The following is a 14,645-nucleotide window of genomic DNA, read 5'->3' as shown; positions in this document are numbered from 1 at the left end:
CTCCCAATCCACATGCGATAGCCCCGGGCCGAACCGCGCGCACCACGCAAAGAAAAAGCCCGTGAGGATCGGTCCACACGGGCTTTTGTTGTTTCAGAGGAGTCGGCTCAGAACCGGCCGGGATCGATCGCCACCGGATGCGCCGGTTTGAAACCGTCGTTCATGGCGGCGTTGTCGGTGCTGAACGAACGCGCGGACGAAGCGACACGCGGCGCCTTTGCCGAAGCTTCCGCCTTGCCCTTGCTCTGCGCCCACTGGGCCAGCTTGTCACCGGTCAAAGCGTTGTCGGCAGGAGCCGCATTGGCAGCCGGCGTGACCTTGGCCTGCGTTTTGGCAACCGGCTTCGGCGCATCAAAACCGTCACCGAATACACGGGCAGCGCCGTTCACGGAAGACGGATTGGCAAGTGCCACCTGAACCGGACGCTTGCCCGGAAGCGGAACGGATGCCTCATTCGAGCGGCCATGTTCGGCGCTTCTGGCAAGGGCGGCGACCAGTTCCGGCGTCAGCGCCTGCGAACCTTCGGCCACCTGACCGCCTGCGGCCAGATGCTGCGCCTGCGCGTCGAGCGTGTTCGGAGCCGCTTCGGGTGCTGCGGCGGCCAGCTGCTGCGATTGCTGCGACTGCGGTGCAGGCAGCGATGCATTCATCGGACCGGCAGAGAAGGCCGGACGATGCGCCGGGACCGGCATGGCGGAACCGTTCATTTCGGCCCGGTTGATGGCCGCAGCATAGGCCGTGACCGTGCTGCTTTCGGCATCGCCCCTCATGCCGCGCGGGCCAAGCAGGGTCGGAACCGGGATGTTATACTGCTGCAGATCGGCAAAATTCTCGCCATTCTGCTGGGCCGGCAGGGCTGCCTGAAGCGCATCCTGAGCAGCACTGCGGCCGCCTTGCGAATAAAGCGCATTGGCAAGGCTGGTGCCGTTGTCCTGACGGAAGGCCGGGCGCGACTGCGGAACCGGTGCATCGATATCCGGCGCCTGCGGCTGCGCGGAAGCAACCATGACCGGCGCGCTTTCGCCCTCGTCTGCCGTTGCCGGCGCAGAAGGACGGCCCGGCGCTGCCGGTGCCGGCGTGGAGATGGCATCGGGATCTTCATCCTCGTCGCCGCCGCCAAACAGCATGGCCAGCAGGTTCTTCTTTTTCTTCACGGTCGCGGAAGAGGATACCGATCCTGCCGTGCTGGCAATCTCGATCGAATCCGCACCGACACGCTTCTTGTAATCGGCCAGAGCCTGATCATAACCCGGCAGCGGCTTGCCGTCGGACGGAAGATGGATCGTGTTGCCCTTCGGGAAAAGACGGGCCAGTTCATCACGCGACATGCGCGGCCAGGCGCGAACGCCGCCGACATCGAGATGCACGAAGGGCGAACCGGAGGTCGGATAGAAACCGACGCCGCCGACCTGCAACTGCATGGCGGTGGCGCGCAGGGTCGACAGTTTCACGCCGGGGATGAAAAAGTCCATCGCCTTGCCCTGAGTGTGCTGGCTGTTCTTGGCGACACCCTTGGTGCGCGAACGCAGCATGCCGTTGGTGGCCGGCGAACGGTAGGCGGAAACGATGTGGATATAATCCTTGGCACCGACGCGGCGGTAGACTTCCCAGACGAGGTCGAAAAGACGCGGGTCCATCTTCGTCGGCTCGTTGCGGCGCCAGTCACGCAGGAACTGGTTGAGCTGCGCCAGACCCTTGGGGTCAAAACGGCCATTGCGCTTGAAGACGATCTCCGCCTTTTCGCGCGTATGGGTGTAATAAAGCTTCAGGCTGCGGGTCTCGGCAGACGCAGAGGTCGCCGACACCGCCGACATCAATGGCAGCGCAACCACGCAAAGCGAGGCTGCGGCGACAACGCGCTTGGAAAACGACAGGCAACGTGCAGCGAACCCGCTGCGCCCTGTCCCATTTCCGGGCGTGGTGTTTTCATTCTGATACGGCAAGTCTATCCCCGTCCGATTGACAGCAAAGCCAATGCTGCCTCACATGACTGTGAAATGCGGTGACACCATGGCAAATCCGCCACATGTCCACAAGCAATTCTTTTATAGTCAACAATCGACTTATAAAAGATTGACAGTGTTTTACCAGCCCAGACTTGCGTCAGGATTAACAGGAAAGATCGCCAGGACGGCGACCTCTATGGACCATAACTGGTCTTGATGCCTTTTTCGCACGCTTTACGAGCGGATCAGGCGGCCTCGCGCAGCGGATTGTCCGGATCTATACCGTAGTCCTTGAGCTTGCGATAAAGGGTCGAGCGGCCGATGCCGAGCTTGCGCGCCACCTGGCTCATCTGGCCGCGGTAGAATTTCAGCGCGAACCGGATCAGTTCCTCTTCCACATCCGCCAGTTTGCGAACGTCACCGGTATCGTCGGTGCTGACGATGACATTGTCCGGCACATGCAGCGGCATGTGCTGAGAAGCCATGTCCAGACGTTCGTTGCCGTAGGAGACCGTATCGTCTGCCCGACCAGCACCGGCCGATGCCATCTGCGGCATTTCGACGGCAATCGCCCGCAGTTCTTCCGTGCGGAATTCCGGCAGCTGGGCGGCGATCTGCGGAAAATCCTCTTCCGTCAGTTCGTCGCCGCTTGCCAGAACGACCGCGCGGAAGATCGAGTTTTCCAGCTGGCGGATATTGCCCGGCCAGTCATAGGCGGTCAGCAGCGCCAGCGCGCCGGCGCTGAGCGTCAGCGTGCGGTCGAGCTTCTGCTCGGCGGAAAAACGCTCGGTGAACACGCGGGCGAGATGCGGAATGTCTTCCTTGCGGCGGCGCAGCGCCGGAATGGTAATCGGGAAGACATTGAGGCGATAATACAGATCCTCGCGGAAACGCCCGGCGCGAACCTCTTCGATCAGGTCCTTGTTGGTGGCCGAGATCAGACGCACGTCGACCTTCTGGGTTTTCGAAGACCCGACAGTCTCGATCTCGCCCTGCTGCACGGCGCGCAGCAGTTTTACCTGCACATCGAGCGGCAGGTCGCCGATCTCGTCGAGGAACAACGTGCCGCCATCGGCTTCCACGAACTTGCCGGTATGGCGATCGATCGCGCCGGTGAAGGCACCCTTCTCATGGCCGAACAGGATGCTTTCGACCAGATTGTGCGGGATGGCGCCGCAATTGACGGTGATGAACGGTTTTCCCGAACGGTCGGAACCGCTCTGGATGGCGCGCGCCACCATTTCCTTGCCGACGCCGGATTCACCTTCCAGCACGACCGGAATGCCGGAATGGGCGGCCCGTTCGGCCAGATCGATGACACGCAGCATGTCGGGGCTGGCCGACACGATATCGGCAAAACCGATCGGTCCGGTGCGGCCCTTGCGCACGGTGCGGGTCTTCGTTTCCTTCTGGTCCAGTTTCAGCGCATTGGCGATCGAAGCCGCGATGCGTTCCGGCGAAACCGGCTTCACCACGAAATCGAAGGCACCGGCGCGCATGGCCTGCACCACCGTCTCGATCGAGCCCTGCCCGGTCTGCACGATGATCGGAATATTGAGGTTCAGTTCGTTAGCGGCGTCGAGGAAACCAAGGCCATCGAGTTCCGGCATCATGAGGTCGAGAACGACCGCATTGAACTGCGCGCGGTTGCGCCGAAGGAACTCAAGCGCAATCCGGCCGTTTTCGGCCAGATGGCAGGAATGACCATGACGCTCCACGGCGTTCTTCAAAAGACGACGTTGTACCGGATCGTCGTCCACGACAAGAATGTGCGCAGTCATGCTCGCTCCTGAAATCGTGTTCAGTGCCGTAATGGCACCCATACAGGAGGTTGTGTCATGAAAGGCTTGAACATCCCGTTTTGAGAAAGGCTTGCATTTTAACGGCTTGGCCTCAAAACAGATCAACACGCCCGAAACCTGCTTAGTATATGGCCGGAAACGGCACTTAAGAGATTTAACAGGAAGGAAACCTGCACGATGACGTCCCACGTTCGACCGAATGGCATCAATATCCGCCGCGGTATCGTGGTCGCAGCCGACAGCGCTGCCACATCCGCCGCGACAACGGAACTCGGCGACCTCCCGACATGGCGCCTTGAGGATCTTTACGACAGCCGCGACGGCGCCGCCTTGAAGGCAGACCTCGACAGCGCGACCGAGCGCGCCCGCAATTTCGAAGCCGCGTGGAAGGGTAAGCTGACGGACGCCGCACAGAAAACCGGGGCACAGGGGCTCGGTCCGGCGATTGCCGAATATGACGAACTCGACGATCTTTTTGGAAAGATCGGCTCCTATGCCGGCCTGACCTATTTTTCCGATACGTCCAATCCGGCCAACGGCAAGTTCTACGGTGACGTGCAGGCCAAGCTGACGGACCTTTCCTCTCACCTGCTCTTTTTTGCGCTGGAACTGAACCGTATCGATGATGCCGTCATCGACGCCGCCATTGCCCGCGATCCGGCCGTCGCCCATTACCAGCCATGGATCGTCGATCTCAGGAAAGACAAGCCTTTCCAGCTGGAAGACAAGCTGGAACAGTTGTTTCTCGACAAGTCGATGACCTCGGCCGCCGCCTTCAACCGCCTGTTCGACGAGACCATGGCCGACCTGCGTTTCGAGGTGGATGGCGAAAAGCAGTCGCTCGAAATCACCCTCAACATGCTGCAGGAGCCGGACCCGGAGGTTCGCGCCAAGGCCGCGGCCGCCCTGTCCGCCACCTTCAAGGACAATCTGCGCGTCTTCACGCTGATCACCAATACGCTGGCCAAGGATAAGGCGATTTCCGACCGCTGGCGCGGTTTCGACGATATCGCCGACAGCCGCCACCTTGCCAATCGTGTGGAACGCGAAACCGTCGATGCGCTGGCAGCAGCCGTAAAAGATGCCTATCCGCGCCTGTCGCACCGCTATTATGCCATGAAGGCAAAGTGGCTCGGCATGGAAACCATGAATTTTTGGGACCGCAACGCGCCGCTGCCGGAAACCCCGAATGCCGTCATTCCATGGGCCGATGCCAAGGACACGGTCCTCTCCGCCTACGGCGCCTTCTCTCCCGAAATGGCCGATATCGCCCGCCGTTTCTTCGACGAACAATGGATCGATGCCCCTGCCCGCCCCGGCAAGGCACCGGGCGCCTTCGCGCACCCGGTTGTGCCTTCGGCGCACCCGTATGTTTTGGTCAACTACCTCGGCAAGCCACGTGACGTGATGACGCTCGCCCACGAGCTTGGCCACGGCGTGCATCAGGTTCTGGCCGGCGGTCAAGGCGCGCTGATGTGCCAGACACCGCTGACTTTAGCAGAAACCGCTTCCGTGTTCGGTGAAATGCTGACGTTCCGCGCGCTTCTGGAAAAGACGAAGGACAAAAAAGAACGCAAGGCCATGCTCGCCCAGAAGGTGGAGGACATGATCAACACGGTCGTGCGCCAGATCGCCTTCTACGAATTCGAACGCAAGGTGCATACGGCCCGGAAAGAGGGCGAACTGACCGCCGACCAGATCGGTGAATTGTGGCTATCGGTGCAGGAGGAAAGTCTCGGTCCGGCGATAAAAATCTCGGAAGGGTATGAAACGTGGTGGACCTATATCCCCCACTTCATCCATTCGCCCTTCTATGTCTACGCCTACGCCTTCGGCGACTGTCTGGTGAACTCGCTTTACGCGGTTTATCAGAACGCAGCTCCGGGCTTTCAGGACAAGTATTTTGACCTGCTGAAAGCCGGTGGATCAAAGCATTATTCCGAACTGCTGAAACCATTCGGCCTCGACGCGTCCGACCCGGCCTTCTGGTCGAAGGGCCTGTCGATGATCGAAAGCCTGATCGACGAACTGGAAGCTCTGGACAAGGCGTAAACATTTGCGACGGCCGTGCTCCAAGCCGATATCCCCCTCAAGAGCAGGGTTCTCGCATATGGGATTGAGGTGGTGCCGCTTGCCTCTTCTCCCCGCGCGCGGGGAGAAGATCCGGAGCGTTAGCGAGGAGATGAGGGGCAGCCGCTGGCGTTGAGTTTGCGGCCCTTGCCCCTCATCCGCCTGCCGGCACCTTCTCCCCGTCAAAACGGGGAGAAGGGTCTATGCCGCACCGTTGCTCCCCACTCTGCCACGTCGTGACATCTCCGCTTCAAGGGGGATCATTGGGCGCAAGCCGCGCCACTACATACAAAAACCTCTTCCGTTTGCAGAACCATCACCGAACGACATCCATGCCAGTGGCAATGCCGCATGGCATTCGCTAAAGCAGGCAAAAAAGGGCAACCGGAATTTCGACAGACATGGCAGCTCCTGCCCGCTACGCTCTCTTTCGCGATGACCGCTCCGGCGAGAGCATGGTTTTTGACAACCCGCGCGACATCATCCTTGCCCGCACCGCCGAAGAAATCCTGCCTGCCCTCAAAAAACTGGAGGCAGCAAGACAGGCCGGGTTCTGGCTGGCCGGTTATCTCTCCTACGAAGCCGGCCACATCTTCGAACCCAAGCTGCGGCCACTGATCGAGGACAACAGGGAAACGCCACTGATCGCCATGGGCATTTTCGATGCCCCCGCCGGCAACGATCATTCGCTGGCTACACCGCCAGCCTATACCGACAGAGCGAGCCTCTCCGATTTCCACGTCGGCTGGGATTTCGAAACCTACCGCAGCCGGTTCGAACGCCTGCACCACCACATCAGACGCGGCGACTGTTATCAGGCCAATCTCACCATGCCGATCACCGCCCGCTGGCAAGGTGATGAAAATGCGCTGTTCTGGTCGCTGATCGAACGCCAGCCGGTGCGTTACGGCGCCCTCATCGATCTTGGCGGCCCGACCATCCTGTCGCGCTCGCCGGAACTTTTCTTTTCCGTCGATACCGGGCGCATGATCGAAACACATCCGATGAAGGGCACCGCCGCCCGCGGCAAAAGCGAGGCGGAAGACCGCGCCATCATCGCCGCTATGCTGGCGGACGAAAAAACGCTCGCCGAAAACCGGATGATCGTTGACCTGCTGCGCAACGATATTTCCGCCATCACCGAGGTGGGAACACTGTCGGTGCCCAAATTGTTCGAGATCGAGACCTATCCGACCGTGCACCAGATGGTCAGCCATATCAGCGCCCAATTGTTGCCGGAAACGGGCCTGCCGGAGATTCTTGCCGCTCTCTTTCCCTGCGGTTCGATCACCGGTGCCCCGAAAATGTGGGCGATGCGCATTTTGTCGGACCTGGAGGACGGGCCGCGCGATGCCTATTGCGGCGCGATCGGCTGGTGCGATCCGGCGGGGCCGATGCGATTTTCGGTGGCCATCCGCACGATCTCCCTTTTCAGGGACGGGAATGCGGTCTTCAATGTGGGTGGTGGCATCGTGTTCGATTCCACGGCAGAGGCGGAGTATGAGGAATGTCTGCTAAAGGCAAGGTTCGCGGCGGGAAGCCAGCCGATCTGTCGCTGATCGAAACCATGCGCTGGGAACCGGATACCGGTTTTGCCCGCATCGAGCAGCATATGCGCCGCCTGAAGCGTTCAGCCGATGCGCTGGGTTTCCGTTCCGGCCCCGATGATCTCTTGCAGCGCCTGAAGCTTGCGGCCGAAGGTGAGGCGCCCTTGCGCGTGCGGCTGGAAATGACGTTTCGCGGCAATATCGACATCACCACTTCAGCCTTCAACCCGCTCTCGGACGACACGATCTGGCGCATCAAGATAGCCGAAACGCGCATGCCGTCCGACGACCTGATGTACCGCCACAAGACCACCCGCCGCGAGGTTTATGAAGCTGCCCGCGCGGAATATTCGGTCGAGGACGTGGACGAGGTTCTGCTGCTCAACGAACGCGACGAACTCTGCGAAGGCACGATCACCAACATCTTTGTCGAACAGGCAGACGGCACGCTGACAACGCCGCCGATCTCATCAGGTCTTCTCGCCGGTATTCTGCGCGCCGACCTCATCCGCGAAGGCCGCGCCAAATCTGGCCTGGTGAAAGAGGCGGATCTGGCGGGCCGACAGATTTTCGTCGGTAATTCGCTGCGTGGGTTGATCAAGGCGGAACTGGTGGGCTGAGTCTTCACTTCCGGTATCCCTCAGCGAGCGACTGGCGTTCGCGGCATCTTTCGGCGACCATCGAACACTTCAATGATCTCCACTTGATCCCCCACAAGGCGGTAGATCAGAGAATAAACGGATTGAGGCACGACAAGACGGCGGACATCGGAAACGGCCGTCGCAACGCCCATATTCGGCTGGTCAGCCAAAAACGCGGAAATATCGAGCAGCCTTTTGGCGATACGATTGGCGGCGACGGGATTGTCTTCGGCAATATGAGCGCGAATGCGGGCAAGATCGACGATCGCCTCTCTTGCCCATATCACCGTCATCGGCGTGTCTTTAAAATATCCGGCTCAGGCGGTGGCAGTTCATCCGGCGTCCCCCAGGATCGAAGCCATTTTTCGACAGCGGCATGCGAAACGAAGTCACCGTCATCGGCGCGATCCACAGCTGCCTGCAGATAAAGCCGCTCGTTTTCACGTTCATCCAGATAGGCTGCCAGCGCATCTTCAACGAGAACATTTGCCGGCCGCTGTGTTGCAGCCGACAACTCATCCAATCTGGTTTTCATCTCTTCAGAAATCTGAAGCGACATGATGTGGGACGTCATCAGCAAACACGCCTCTCGTTTGCGGCATCTCTACCACGAAACGAGAGGCGCGAAAACTATGGCTTTCGCCGGTAAAACACCATGCCGCCATGGTGCAGCACATCGTTGCTCACAAAATCGCCATCGGCGGTGAAACCGGTATCGTCCCAATATTCGATATGCGTGCCGGTCACTTCATAACGGCCCTGATAGGCGCTTTCGCGGGTGCCGCGTGCCTCGTCATAGCGGTTGTTGGGCAGAAGCTCGTGGCGGATGCGGCCGTCTTCCGTCACCCACATGCCCACGTAAGGATGGGTCTGGGTTGCTGTTTGGGCATTGGTATTCATAGTGTCTTCTGCTTTGGCAAGATGGACCACCGCGCCAACGGACGCGCTGGCGATAAGAATGAGGCTGGCGGCGACAAACAGGGGATTGCTCATGGCTTTGTCTCCTCGGTGTTTGAACGACGTTCCTCGAAAAGCTGCGACAGGACCTGCGAGGCCGCGATCGCCTTCGGAAAACCGGCCGGTACGGTCACCATGTAGATGACCTCCTTGAGTTCCTCTTCCGAAACGCCCTTGTTGAGCGCATATCCGGCATGGATCTTCATGAAGGCCGTCTCCCCGATTGCTGCAAAGGCGGCGACGGCGGCGAGCTGGCGTGTCCGGTCATCGAGACCGGTGCGAGACCAGACATCGCCCAGCGCATAGGCTTCGGTCGCTTCGGCGAGAAAGGGAAACTCGCGGCGCATGCCTTCCAGATTGGGCTGCGTCATGCCGTTGTTGAGATGGCGGATGACGGCAGCGCCGCGCTCCTTGCGCTCCTCGGTGGTCTGCGCGACCACCGGTTCTGGCAGGAAGCCGAGGGCCGCCACCGCACCTGCGACGGCGATATGGGATCGGATCTGTTGAAACATCTTGAAACTCCTCCTGGTTTCAAAGGATCAAAAAGCCGCCCGGGTCGGGCGCACGACGATCTCGTTGACGTCGACATCCTCCGGCTGCTCGATGGCGAAGCGCACGGCGCGGCCGATGGCATCCGGCGTCAACGCGATGGCGCGATACGTCTTCATGCCTTCGACGGCGACCGGATCGGTGATCGTCGAGGCAAGCTCGCTCTCCACCACGCCGGGATGGATACAGGTGACCCGCAGCTTGTCGTTTTCCTGACGAAGACCATCGGAAATCGCCCGCACCGCATATTTGGTGGCGCAATAGACGGCTGCCGTCGGCGAAACCACAAGCGCACCCACAGAAGCGATGTTGATGATCTGGCCGGACCCACGCGCCGTCATTTCCGGCAGAACGGCGGCGATGCCGTAAAGCACGCCCTTGATGTTGACGTCGACCATGCGGTCCCACTCGTCGACCTTCAGCGAGGACATCAGCGACAGCGGCATCACGCCGGCATTGTTGACGATGACATCCACGCGGCCGAACTCTTTTCGAGCCACTTCGGCAAAGGCCGCGACATCGGCGCGATCGGTGACATCGAGCTTTCGCGTCATCACCTTAGCCCCGGCGGCGCGGATTTCGCTTGCCACTTCTTCCAGTCGGTCGGTACGGCGCGCGCCGAGCACGACGGTCGCACCGGCACTGGCCAGTTCATGGGCGATACCGACGCCGATACCGCTCGATGCGCCGGTGATGAGAACAACCTTGTCCATGACTTTCTCCCTTGAAATTTTCCCGCCGAATTGCGGTTGCCATGAAACTAGGCCTGAAGCATTGTCGCGATAAGACGCTCATCTCTTCACAAACCGGCAAGAAAAACTAACCAATGCTGCCCGATTTCAATGCGCTTGCTGTCTTCGCCCTTGTCGCCGAGGAAAAGAATTTCCGCGCTGCCGCCGATCGCATGGGCGTTACCCGCTCAGCCGTCAGCCAGACGATCCGCAAACTGGAGGAAACGCTCGGCATCGCGCTCGTGTCGCGCACCACCCGCAGCGTCGCGCTGACGGAGGCAGGAGAGCGGCTTTACGTCGAAACCGCGCCGGCGCTTGCCGAAATGCGCGGCGCGCTCGACAGCGCCGCCAGCCTCCACGACCGTCCGCGCGGAAAACTCAATCTGGCGGTGTCGTCGATTGCCGAAAACTTTCTGTCCGGCCCGCTACTGGCGGCCTTCGCAAATGAAAACCCGGATGTGAAAATGCACATCACCGTCACCGACGAGGAATTCGATATCGTTGCGGAAGGCTATGACGCCGGTGTCAGGCTCGGCGAAGTGATCGCGCAGGACATGATTGCCGTACCCGTCTCGGGCGACCAACGGCAACTCGCCGTCGCCTCCCCCGCCTATCTCGCCCGATTCGGCACGCCCACCCATCCGCGCGAGTTAGCCGACCACCGCTGCATCGGCTGGCGCGTTGGCCCACATATCGCGCCTTATCGCTGGGAATTTGAGGAGGATGGCAAGGAGTTTGCGGTCGCCGTCGCCGACACCATCACCACCACCGATATGGCGCTGATGGTCAGCCTCGCGGTTTCCGGCGCCGGCATTTCCTTTGGCATGGAAGACAGTTTTCGAGAACCGATGTCGCGCGGCGAGCTTGTGCCGGTTCTGGAAGAATTTTGCCCGTGGTTTCCCGGCTTTTATCTCTATTACCCGAGCCGAAAAAACATGGCGCCGAAACTGCGGGCACTGGTGGATTATCTGCGGAAGAAGCGGTGACAAGACTACAGGGCCAACCTTGACACAAAATCACCCTTGAGTTGTATTTCTTCAATCGACTGGGGGATTCTATGGAACTTGACGAATTGTTTGGCGCCGCCGTGCCTCCGCAAGCGCATGGGCTTCGACCCGGAGAATCAATTCTTCCGCCACAATCACTGACACTGATCGGCGGCGAGGCATTATCGGCAGGCTCTCTGGCTTTCATGCTGGCCGTTCAGCGAGGTTGCAACGCTTCGGCATTTTTGTCGGAAAGCACCACGTTACTCTGGATCATTGACAAAGAGGGCACTCTTAGGATTGCCATTGAGGAAGCATTCGACATCAACCAGGACGAGCGACGAATACCGTTCATTAACCAGCTGAAGGCTACATTGCTGCAGGATGGATGGAACAAACTTGGCCACCCCGCATTGCTCGACAGTGACAAGCTCGGACGCATAGGCGGCGAAGTGGTGTATCTGCCCGACGACTATGTGTGGGAGATCAACAATCTCTCCGGCAGATATGGTCTTGGCCTTGACCGCTGCGAACAGCATCTTGAGAATGCCGCGTTTCTGTTGCGTGAATACGGACTCGACGTCATAGTCGATTTCAATCAGCTAAGGACCTGACTTATGCCTGACCTTCAGAGCGAGCTTTATTTCGGCCGTGGCCTCAGGCTGACTCGCTCGCAAAGGGCTCGTCTCAGAACCCGTTTCCAGAAAGCATCTTCCGAGCAGGACTTTTTTATCGGCGCAGTGCGCGAGAAAATCCTCGCTGCGGATAACAGTGATTTCCTCTCCCAAAGCGAGGATTTTTATATTCTCGGCGTTCAGGTTGCCGATGTCCTGCCGAAAGTGACGGCAGACGACCTGTGGGACATGATGCACGGTGTGGGTGCTGATCAGATGTATAACCCGCGTTTCGTGGCTTTTTTCCTCGGCTTCACGGGCCAGGAGTTCGCGGCTATCTCCGACCCGAATGCCATCGCTAAAATTAGGGTTCATCTGGAAAACGAAGATCAATGGATCATGGCAGCGGGCTGATAGCGCTGCGCTGCATTTCACATAATCCGCAGCGCCCCTAACCGCCCGTCACCCCTCGCGCCGCTCGACCTCGTAAACACAGCATTTTTTGCCATCGATCTCGTACCGCCCGCCCGCCTTCCATAAGGAATAGGCCGGTTCCAGATCGAGCGTCGGCGATTCACGACGCAGGCCAAGCCGGGAAATCAGTCCGGTCCGCGGCCTCGGTTTGGGCTCCGGCAGATCGGGCTGCAGCAGAAACAGCATCAGCCAGTCCTGCAGCACGTAATCGGCGGCAATGCCGTGACAGGCTTCCTTGAGGCAGTAATGCCAGCTTGGTCGTTTGGGACCCGAATAACGGACCTCGTCGGCAAAGGCGTCCAGCGCATCGCCGGCATCCTCCCATTCGGGATGTTCCGGCTTGCCAGTCACGAATGTCAGGTTTTCAAGCGCTTCGGCATGGTTCGCCTTGCCGCGTGCGCGCAGAAAACCGGCGCGCTGTGCGATGTCGCGTCGCGCAAGTTCAACGAGAACATCCAATGGACGGGCGTTGCGAACCAGCGGGTGGACATGAAAACCTGCGTTTGCGTCGTCCGATGCCTGTATGGATTGTTTGGGCGGCAGATGATCGGAGAACAGCCGCTTCAGCCTCTCGACAAACCTGCCATTATCCGGAAGGTCAGCGAACAGGGCGGCAAACTGGTCGGGCTGCGTTTCCTGGATCAACGTAATGAATTGGCTGTGATCGTTTTCATTCTCGCCCGTAAAAGTCTGCCGCCAGAGCGTTGCGAGATCGTATGCCTCTTCCGAAGCAGCCTCGGCCACCGGCTCGGGCTCAGAGACCACCTCTGCTGCCGGCTCTTCAGGCGGCTCCGGTTGCGGCTGGGGGGCGGGTTCCGGCCGATCTGCAAAACGATGGAGCGGCAGATAGATGGTGGCGACCTTCATGCCCACAGCACCGACAACGATCTCGGTCCCCTCCGGCCACCACGGGCGGCTGTCACGAACCATTTTCGCGCCCATGACCTGGTCCAACCCGCTCCAGAGATCGGCAAGCCGGCGCGCCCATGCCTGGTATTCCGGCGAATCCCCATCCGCCTGCGGACGCGGAAATTCCAGCACCCAGGCGTCGATCAGGTCTTCTCCCGGCCCTATATCGTCATTGGATGTATGGCGGGTGCCGAGAACAAAGCCCTTGCGCCACTCACCCGCAAAAAACGCCAGCCTGGCATGGTTTTCACCACCCGGCGCATAACTGCCATAGGCGATCAGCGCCGAAGAGGCGTTGTCTGCTTCATTCACTATCGTTGCCTTGCATCACTTGGGAAGAATATCGTTTTCGCGGGCGATGCGGATCATCGCCTCGGACATGGCCCCGTCATCAACGGGACCCGTCAGTTCATAAAGCGCGGCATCGAAATCCTCGCCCTTGGTCGCCATAAAATTGCGCCTCTCTTCGATATCCCGAGGATAGGGCGTCGGGAACATGGCAATCCCCTTGCGCACTGCCTCGGCGTGTTTTGTCAGTCCCCAGCCGGTCAATGCCGCCTCCACCTGCGGCATAAAATTGCCGGATGAATTAAAAAAGGCCTGATGCACCGAACCGTTCAACATCTCGTCCTGAAAATACTTGACGACCATGATCTGCGAATAGGGCTTTGGCAGGGCGACGAGACGCGAAAGCACTGCGTCGACGTCGTCATAGGGATCGACACAGGCAAAAATGCCACCAGACAGACGGCGAAAACGGGTTTCCTCCGGCATGTTCGCGCGGATCGGTTCGTAAATGGCTGTCAGCTCCGGTGAGGCTTCGATGCGTTTGACAGCTTCGTCGAGGAGACGAGGCAACTGCCGGAAGCGGGCGTCAAGTTCCTTGAAATAGCGTTCGAAGTCTTTGTCGAGATCGCCTTTCCCTCTGTTCCAGCGCCTGTAGCGCTGCAATTCGGTACCGTAATCTGGGCCGAAATATGCTTTTCCTTCTCGCAGTAGCGCGGCATGCTGGTTCAGGCCTTCAGCATCGAGAACAGCCAGTAGTTCATCCACATGAATGCTGTTTCTCGAAACAAAGAAGGCCTTCAAACCGCCCGGCTTACTGGTCCATTGGCTGCCTGCCACCAGCATGAGGATCGGCCTTTGAATTTCTGGAAAGGTTGCCAAGCCACGCGTGAGTGCCTGTCGTCGTTTGACCGCAGCTTCCTCGCTTTTCACATACTCAAACGTGAACTCGTCGGGAGTTGGTGTCACTTCGCGATCCCTGAAAAAAATATCCGGCAAACCGATTGGAATGGCGTGCTGCGCAATCGCAAACGACATCGGATAGCGTTTCAACCCCTCCAGATCGCAAGCCTTCCTCTCCTCATCCGCCAGCGCCGCCGCCATGCCGCAGCCGAGGAAAAGCACCAGCCAGAA

The 14,645-nt window shown here is 59.5% G+C and carries 14 protein-coding genes and 2 pseudogenes; 6 read left to right on the top strand and 10 right to left on the bottom strand.

Annotated elements, in window-relative coordinates:
- Window positions 1-107 precede the first annotated feature (107 nt).
- From J2T09_RS04585 to J2T09_RS04580, 3 genes and pseudogenes are all read right to left on the bottom strand, one after another.
- A complete protein-coding gene (locus J2T09_RS04585) occupies window positions 108-1,943 on the bottom strand; it encodes a DUF882 domain-containing protein (RefSeq protein ID WP_306831559.1) in 1,836 nt (611 codons plus the stop codon).
- A gap of 248 nt (window positions 1,944-2,191) precedes the next feature.
- Window positions 2,192-2,374, bottom strand: a pseudogene (locus tag J2T09_RS27565) (helix-turn-helix domain-containing protein); the annotation flags it as partial.
- 161 nt (window positions 2,375-2,535) lie between these two features.
- Window positions 2,536-3,727 (bottom strand): annotated as a pseudogene (locus tag J2T09_RS04580) (sigma-54-dependent transcriptional regulator); the annotation flags it as partial.
- A gap of 198 nt (window positions 3,728-3,925) precedes the next feature.
- On the opposite strand from J2T09_RS04580, the gene J2T09_RS04575 reads away from it, so the two are divergent.
- The 3 genes from J2T09_RS04575 to J2T09_RS04565 all read left to right on the top strand — a co-directional run bounded on the left by J2T09_RS04575 (window position 3,926) and on the right by J2T09_RS04565 (window position 7,985).
- Complete coding sequence (locus J2T09_RS04575; RefSeq protein WP_306831555.1) at window positions 3,926-5,800, top strand: M3 family oligoendopeptidase; 1,875 nt, start codon at window positions 3,926-3,928, stop codon at window positions 5,798-5,800.
- Between the two features lie 419 nt (window positions 5,801-6,219).
- Window positions 6,220-7,377, top strand: coding sequence for an aminodeoxychorismate synthase component I (locus tag J2T09_RS04570; RefSeq protein WP_306831553.1), 1,158 nt, complete (start codon window positions 6,220-6,222; stop codon window positions 7,375-7,377).
- Window positions 7,326-7,985, top strand: a complete 660-nt coding sequence (locus J2T09_RS04565; protein WP_306831550.1) for an aminotransferase class IV family protein — start codon at window positions 7,326-7,328, stop codon at window positions 7,983-7,985. Before J2T09_RS04570 ends, J2T09_RS04565 begins: the two co-directional genes overlap by 52 nt.
- A 20-nt stretch (window positions 7,986-8,005) precedes the next feature.
- Here J2T09_RS04565 and J2T09_RS04560 read toward each other — a convergent pair whose 3' ends face one another.
- From J2T09_RS04560 to J2T09_RS04540, 5 genes are read right to left on the bottom strand one after another with little or no spacing between them, the layout of a single operon-like run.
- Window positions 8,006-8,299, bottom strand: coding sequence for a type II toxin-antitoxin system RelE/ParE family toxin (locus J2T09_RS04560; RefSeq protein ID WP_306831548.1), 294 nt, complete (start codon window positions 8,297-8,299; stop codon window positions 8,006-8,008).
- A complete protein-coding gene (locus tag J2T09_RS04555) occupies window positions 8,296-8,580 on the bottom strand; it encodes a CopG family ribbon-helix-helix protein (protein WP_306831546.1) in 285 nt (94 codons plus the stop codon). The genes J2T09_RS04560 and J2T09_RS04555 overlap by 4 nt, the downstream gene beginning before the upstream one ends.
- Window positions 8,581-8,636: 56 nt before the next feature.
- On the bottom strand, window positions 8,637-8,999 hold the full coding sequence (locus tag J2T09_RS04550; RefSeq protein WP_306831545.1) for an Atu4866 domain-containing protein: 363 nt from the start codon (window positions 8,997-8,999) through the stop codon (window positions 8,637-8,639).
- Window positions 8,996-9,475 carry a carboxymuconolactone decarboxylase family protein gene (locus tag J2T09_RS04545; protein ID WP_306831543.1) on the bottom strand — a complete coding sequence of 160 codons (480 nt, stop codon included), beginning with the start codon at window positions 9,473-9,475 and terminating at the stop codon, window positions 8,996-8,998. The genes J2T09_RS04550 and J2T09_RS04545 overlap by 4 nt, the downstream gene beginning before the upstream one ends.
- Window positions 9,476-9,502: 27 nt before the next feature.
- Window positions 9,503-10,225: an SDR family oxidoreductase gene (locus J2T09_RS04540; protein ID WP_306831542.1), complete on the bottom strand. Its 723-nt coding sequence runs from the start codon at window positions 10,223-10,225 to the stop codon at window positions 9,503-9,505.
- Between the two features lie 113 nt (window positions 10,226-10,338).
- Here J2T09_RS04540 and J2T09_RS04535 point away from each other — a divergent pair, with 113 nt between their 5' ends.
- From J2T09_RS04535 to J2T09_RS04525, 3 genes are all read left to right on the top strand, one after another.
- Window positions 10,339-11,229: a LysR family transcriptional regulator gene (locus J2T09_RS04535; protein ID WP_306831541.1), complete on the top strand. Its 891-nt coding sequence runs from the start codon at window positions 10,339-10,341 to the stop codon at window positions 11,227-11,229.
- Window positions 11,230-11,300: 71 nt separating this feature from the next.
- On the top strand, window positions 11,301-11,843 hold the full coding sequence (locus tag J2T09_RS04530) for a hypothetical protein (protein ID WP_306831539.1): 543 nt from the start codon (window positions 11,301-11,303) through the stop codon (window positions 11,841-11,843).
- Window positions 11,844-11,969: 126 nt separating this feature from the next.
- Window positions 11,970-12,257 (top strand): hypothetical protein, encoded by a 288-nt coding sequence (locus tag J2T09_RS04525; protein WP_306831537.1) that lies wholly within the window; start codon window positions 11,970-11,972, stop codon window positions 12,255-12,257.
- 48 nt (window positions 12,258-12,305) lie between these two features.
- Here J2T09_RS04525 and J2T09_RS04520 read toward each other — a convergent pair whose 3' ends face one another.
- Together J2T09_RS04520 and J2T09_RS04515 are read right to left on the bottom strand one after the other, a co-directional pair.
- Window positions 12,306-13,538: a hypothetical protein gene (locus J2T09_RS04520; protein ID WP_306831534.1), complete on the bottom strand. Its 1,233-nt coding sequence runs from the start codon at window positions 13,536-13,538 to the stop codon at window positions 12,306-12,308.
- A 15-nt stretch (window positions 13,539-13,553) separates the two neighbouring features.
- Complete coding sequence (locus J2T09_RS04515) at window positions 13,554-14,615, bottom strand: DMP19 family protein (protein ID WP_306831533.1); 1,062 nt, start codon at window positions 14,613-14,615, stop codon at window positions 13,554-13,556.
- Between the last annotated feature and the right edge of the window lie 30 nt (window positions 14,616-14,645).

It is taken from the genome of Neorhizobium huautlense, from assembly GCF_030811685.1.
Lineage (GTDB): Bacteria > Pseudomonadota > Alphaproteobacteria > Rhizobiales > Rhizobiaceae > Neorhizobium > Neorhizobium huautlense_A.
The sequence above is the reverse complement of the archived record's forward strand: the minus strand, read 5'-3'. Positions and strand labels throughout refer to the sequence as shown.

Coding starts and splice junctions, on each gene's coding strand:
- J2T09_RS04575 (WP_306831555.1), top strand. CDS start 3,926: ATGACGTCCCACGTTCGACCGAATGGCATCAATATCCGCCGCGGTATC.
- J2T09_RS04570 (WP_306831553.1), top strand. CDS start 6,220: ATGGCAGCTCCTGCCCGCTACGCTCTCTTTCGCGATGACCGCTCCGGC.
- J2T09_RS04565 (WP_306831550.1), top strand. CDS start 7,326: ATGTCTGCTAAAGGCAAGGTTCGCGGCGGGAAGCCAGCCGATCTGTCG.
- J2T09_RS04560 (WP_306831548.1), bottom strand. CDS start 8,299: ATGACGGTGATATGGGCAAGAGAGGCGATCGTCGATCTTGCCCGCATT.
- J2T09_RS04555 (WP_306831546.1), bottom strand. CDS start 8,580: ATGACGTCCCACATCATGTCGCTTCAGATTTCTGAAGAGATGAAAACC.
- J2T09_RS04550 (WP_306831545.1), bottom strand. CDS start 8,999: ATGAGCAATCCCCTGTTTGTCGCCGCCAGCCTCATTCTTATCGCCAGC.
- J2T09_RS04545 (WP_306831543.1), bottom strand. CDS start 9,475: ATGTTTCAACAGATCCGATCCCATATCGCCGTCGCAGGTGCGGTGGCG.
- J2T09_RS04540 (WP_306831542.1), bottom strand. CDS start 10,225: ATGGACAAGGTTGTTCTCATCACCGGCGCATCGAGCGGTATCGGCGTC.
- J2T09_RS04535 (WP_306831541.1), top strand. CDS start 10,339: ATGCTGCCCGATTTCAATGCGCTTGCTGTCTTCGCCCTTGTCGCCGAG.
- J2T09_RS04530 (WP_306831539.1), top strand. CDS start 11,301: ATGGAACTTGACGAATTGTTTGGCGCCGCCGTGCCTCCGCAAGCGCAT.
- J2T09_RS04515 (WP_306831533.1), bottom strand. CDS start 14,615: ATGGCGGCGGCGCTGGCGGATGAGGAGAGGAAGGCTTGCGATCTGGAG.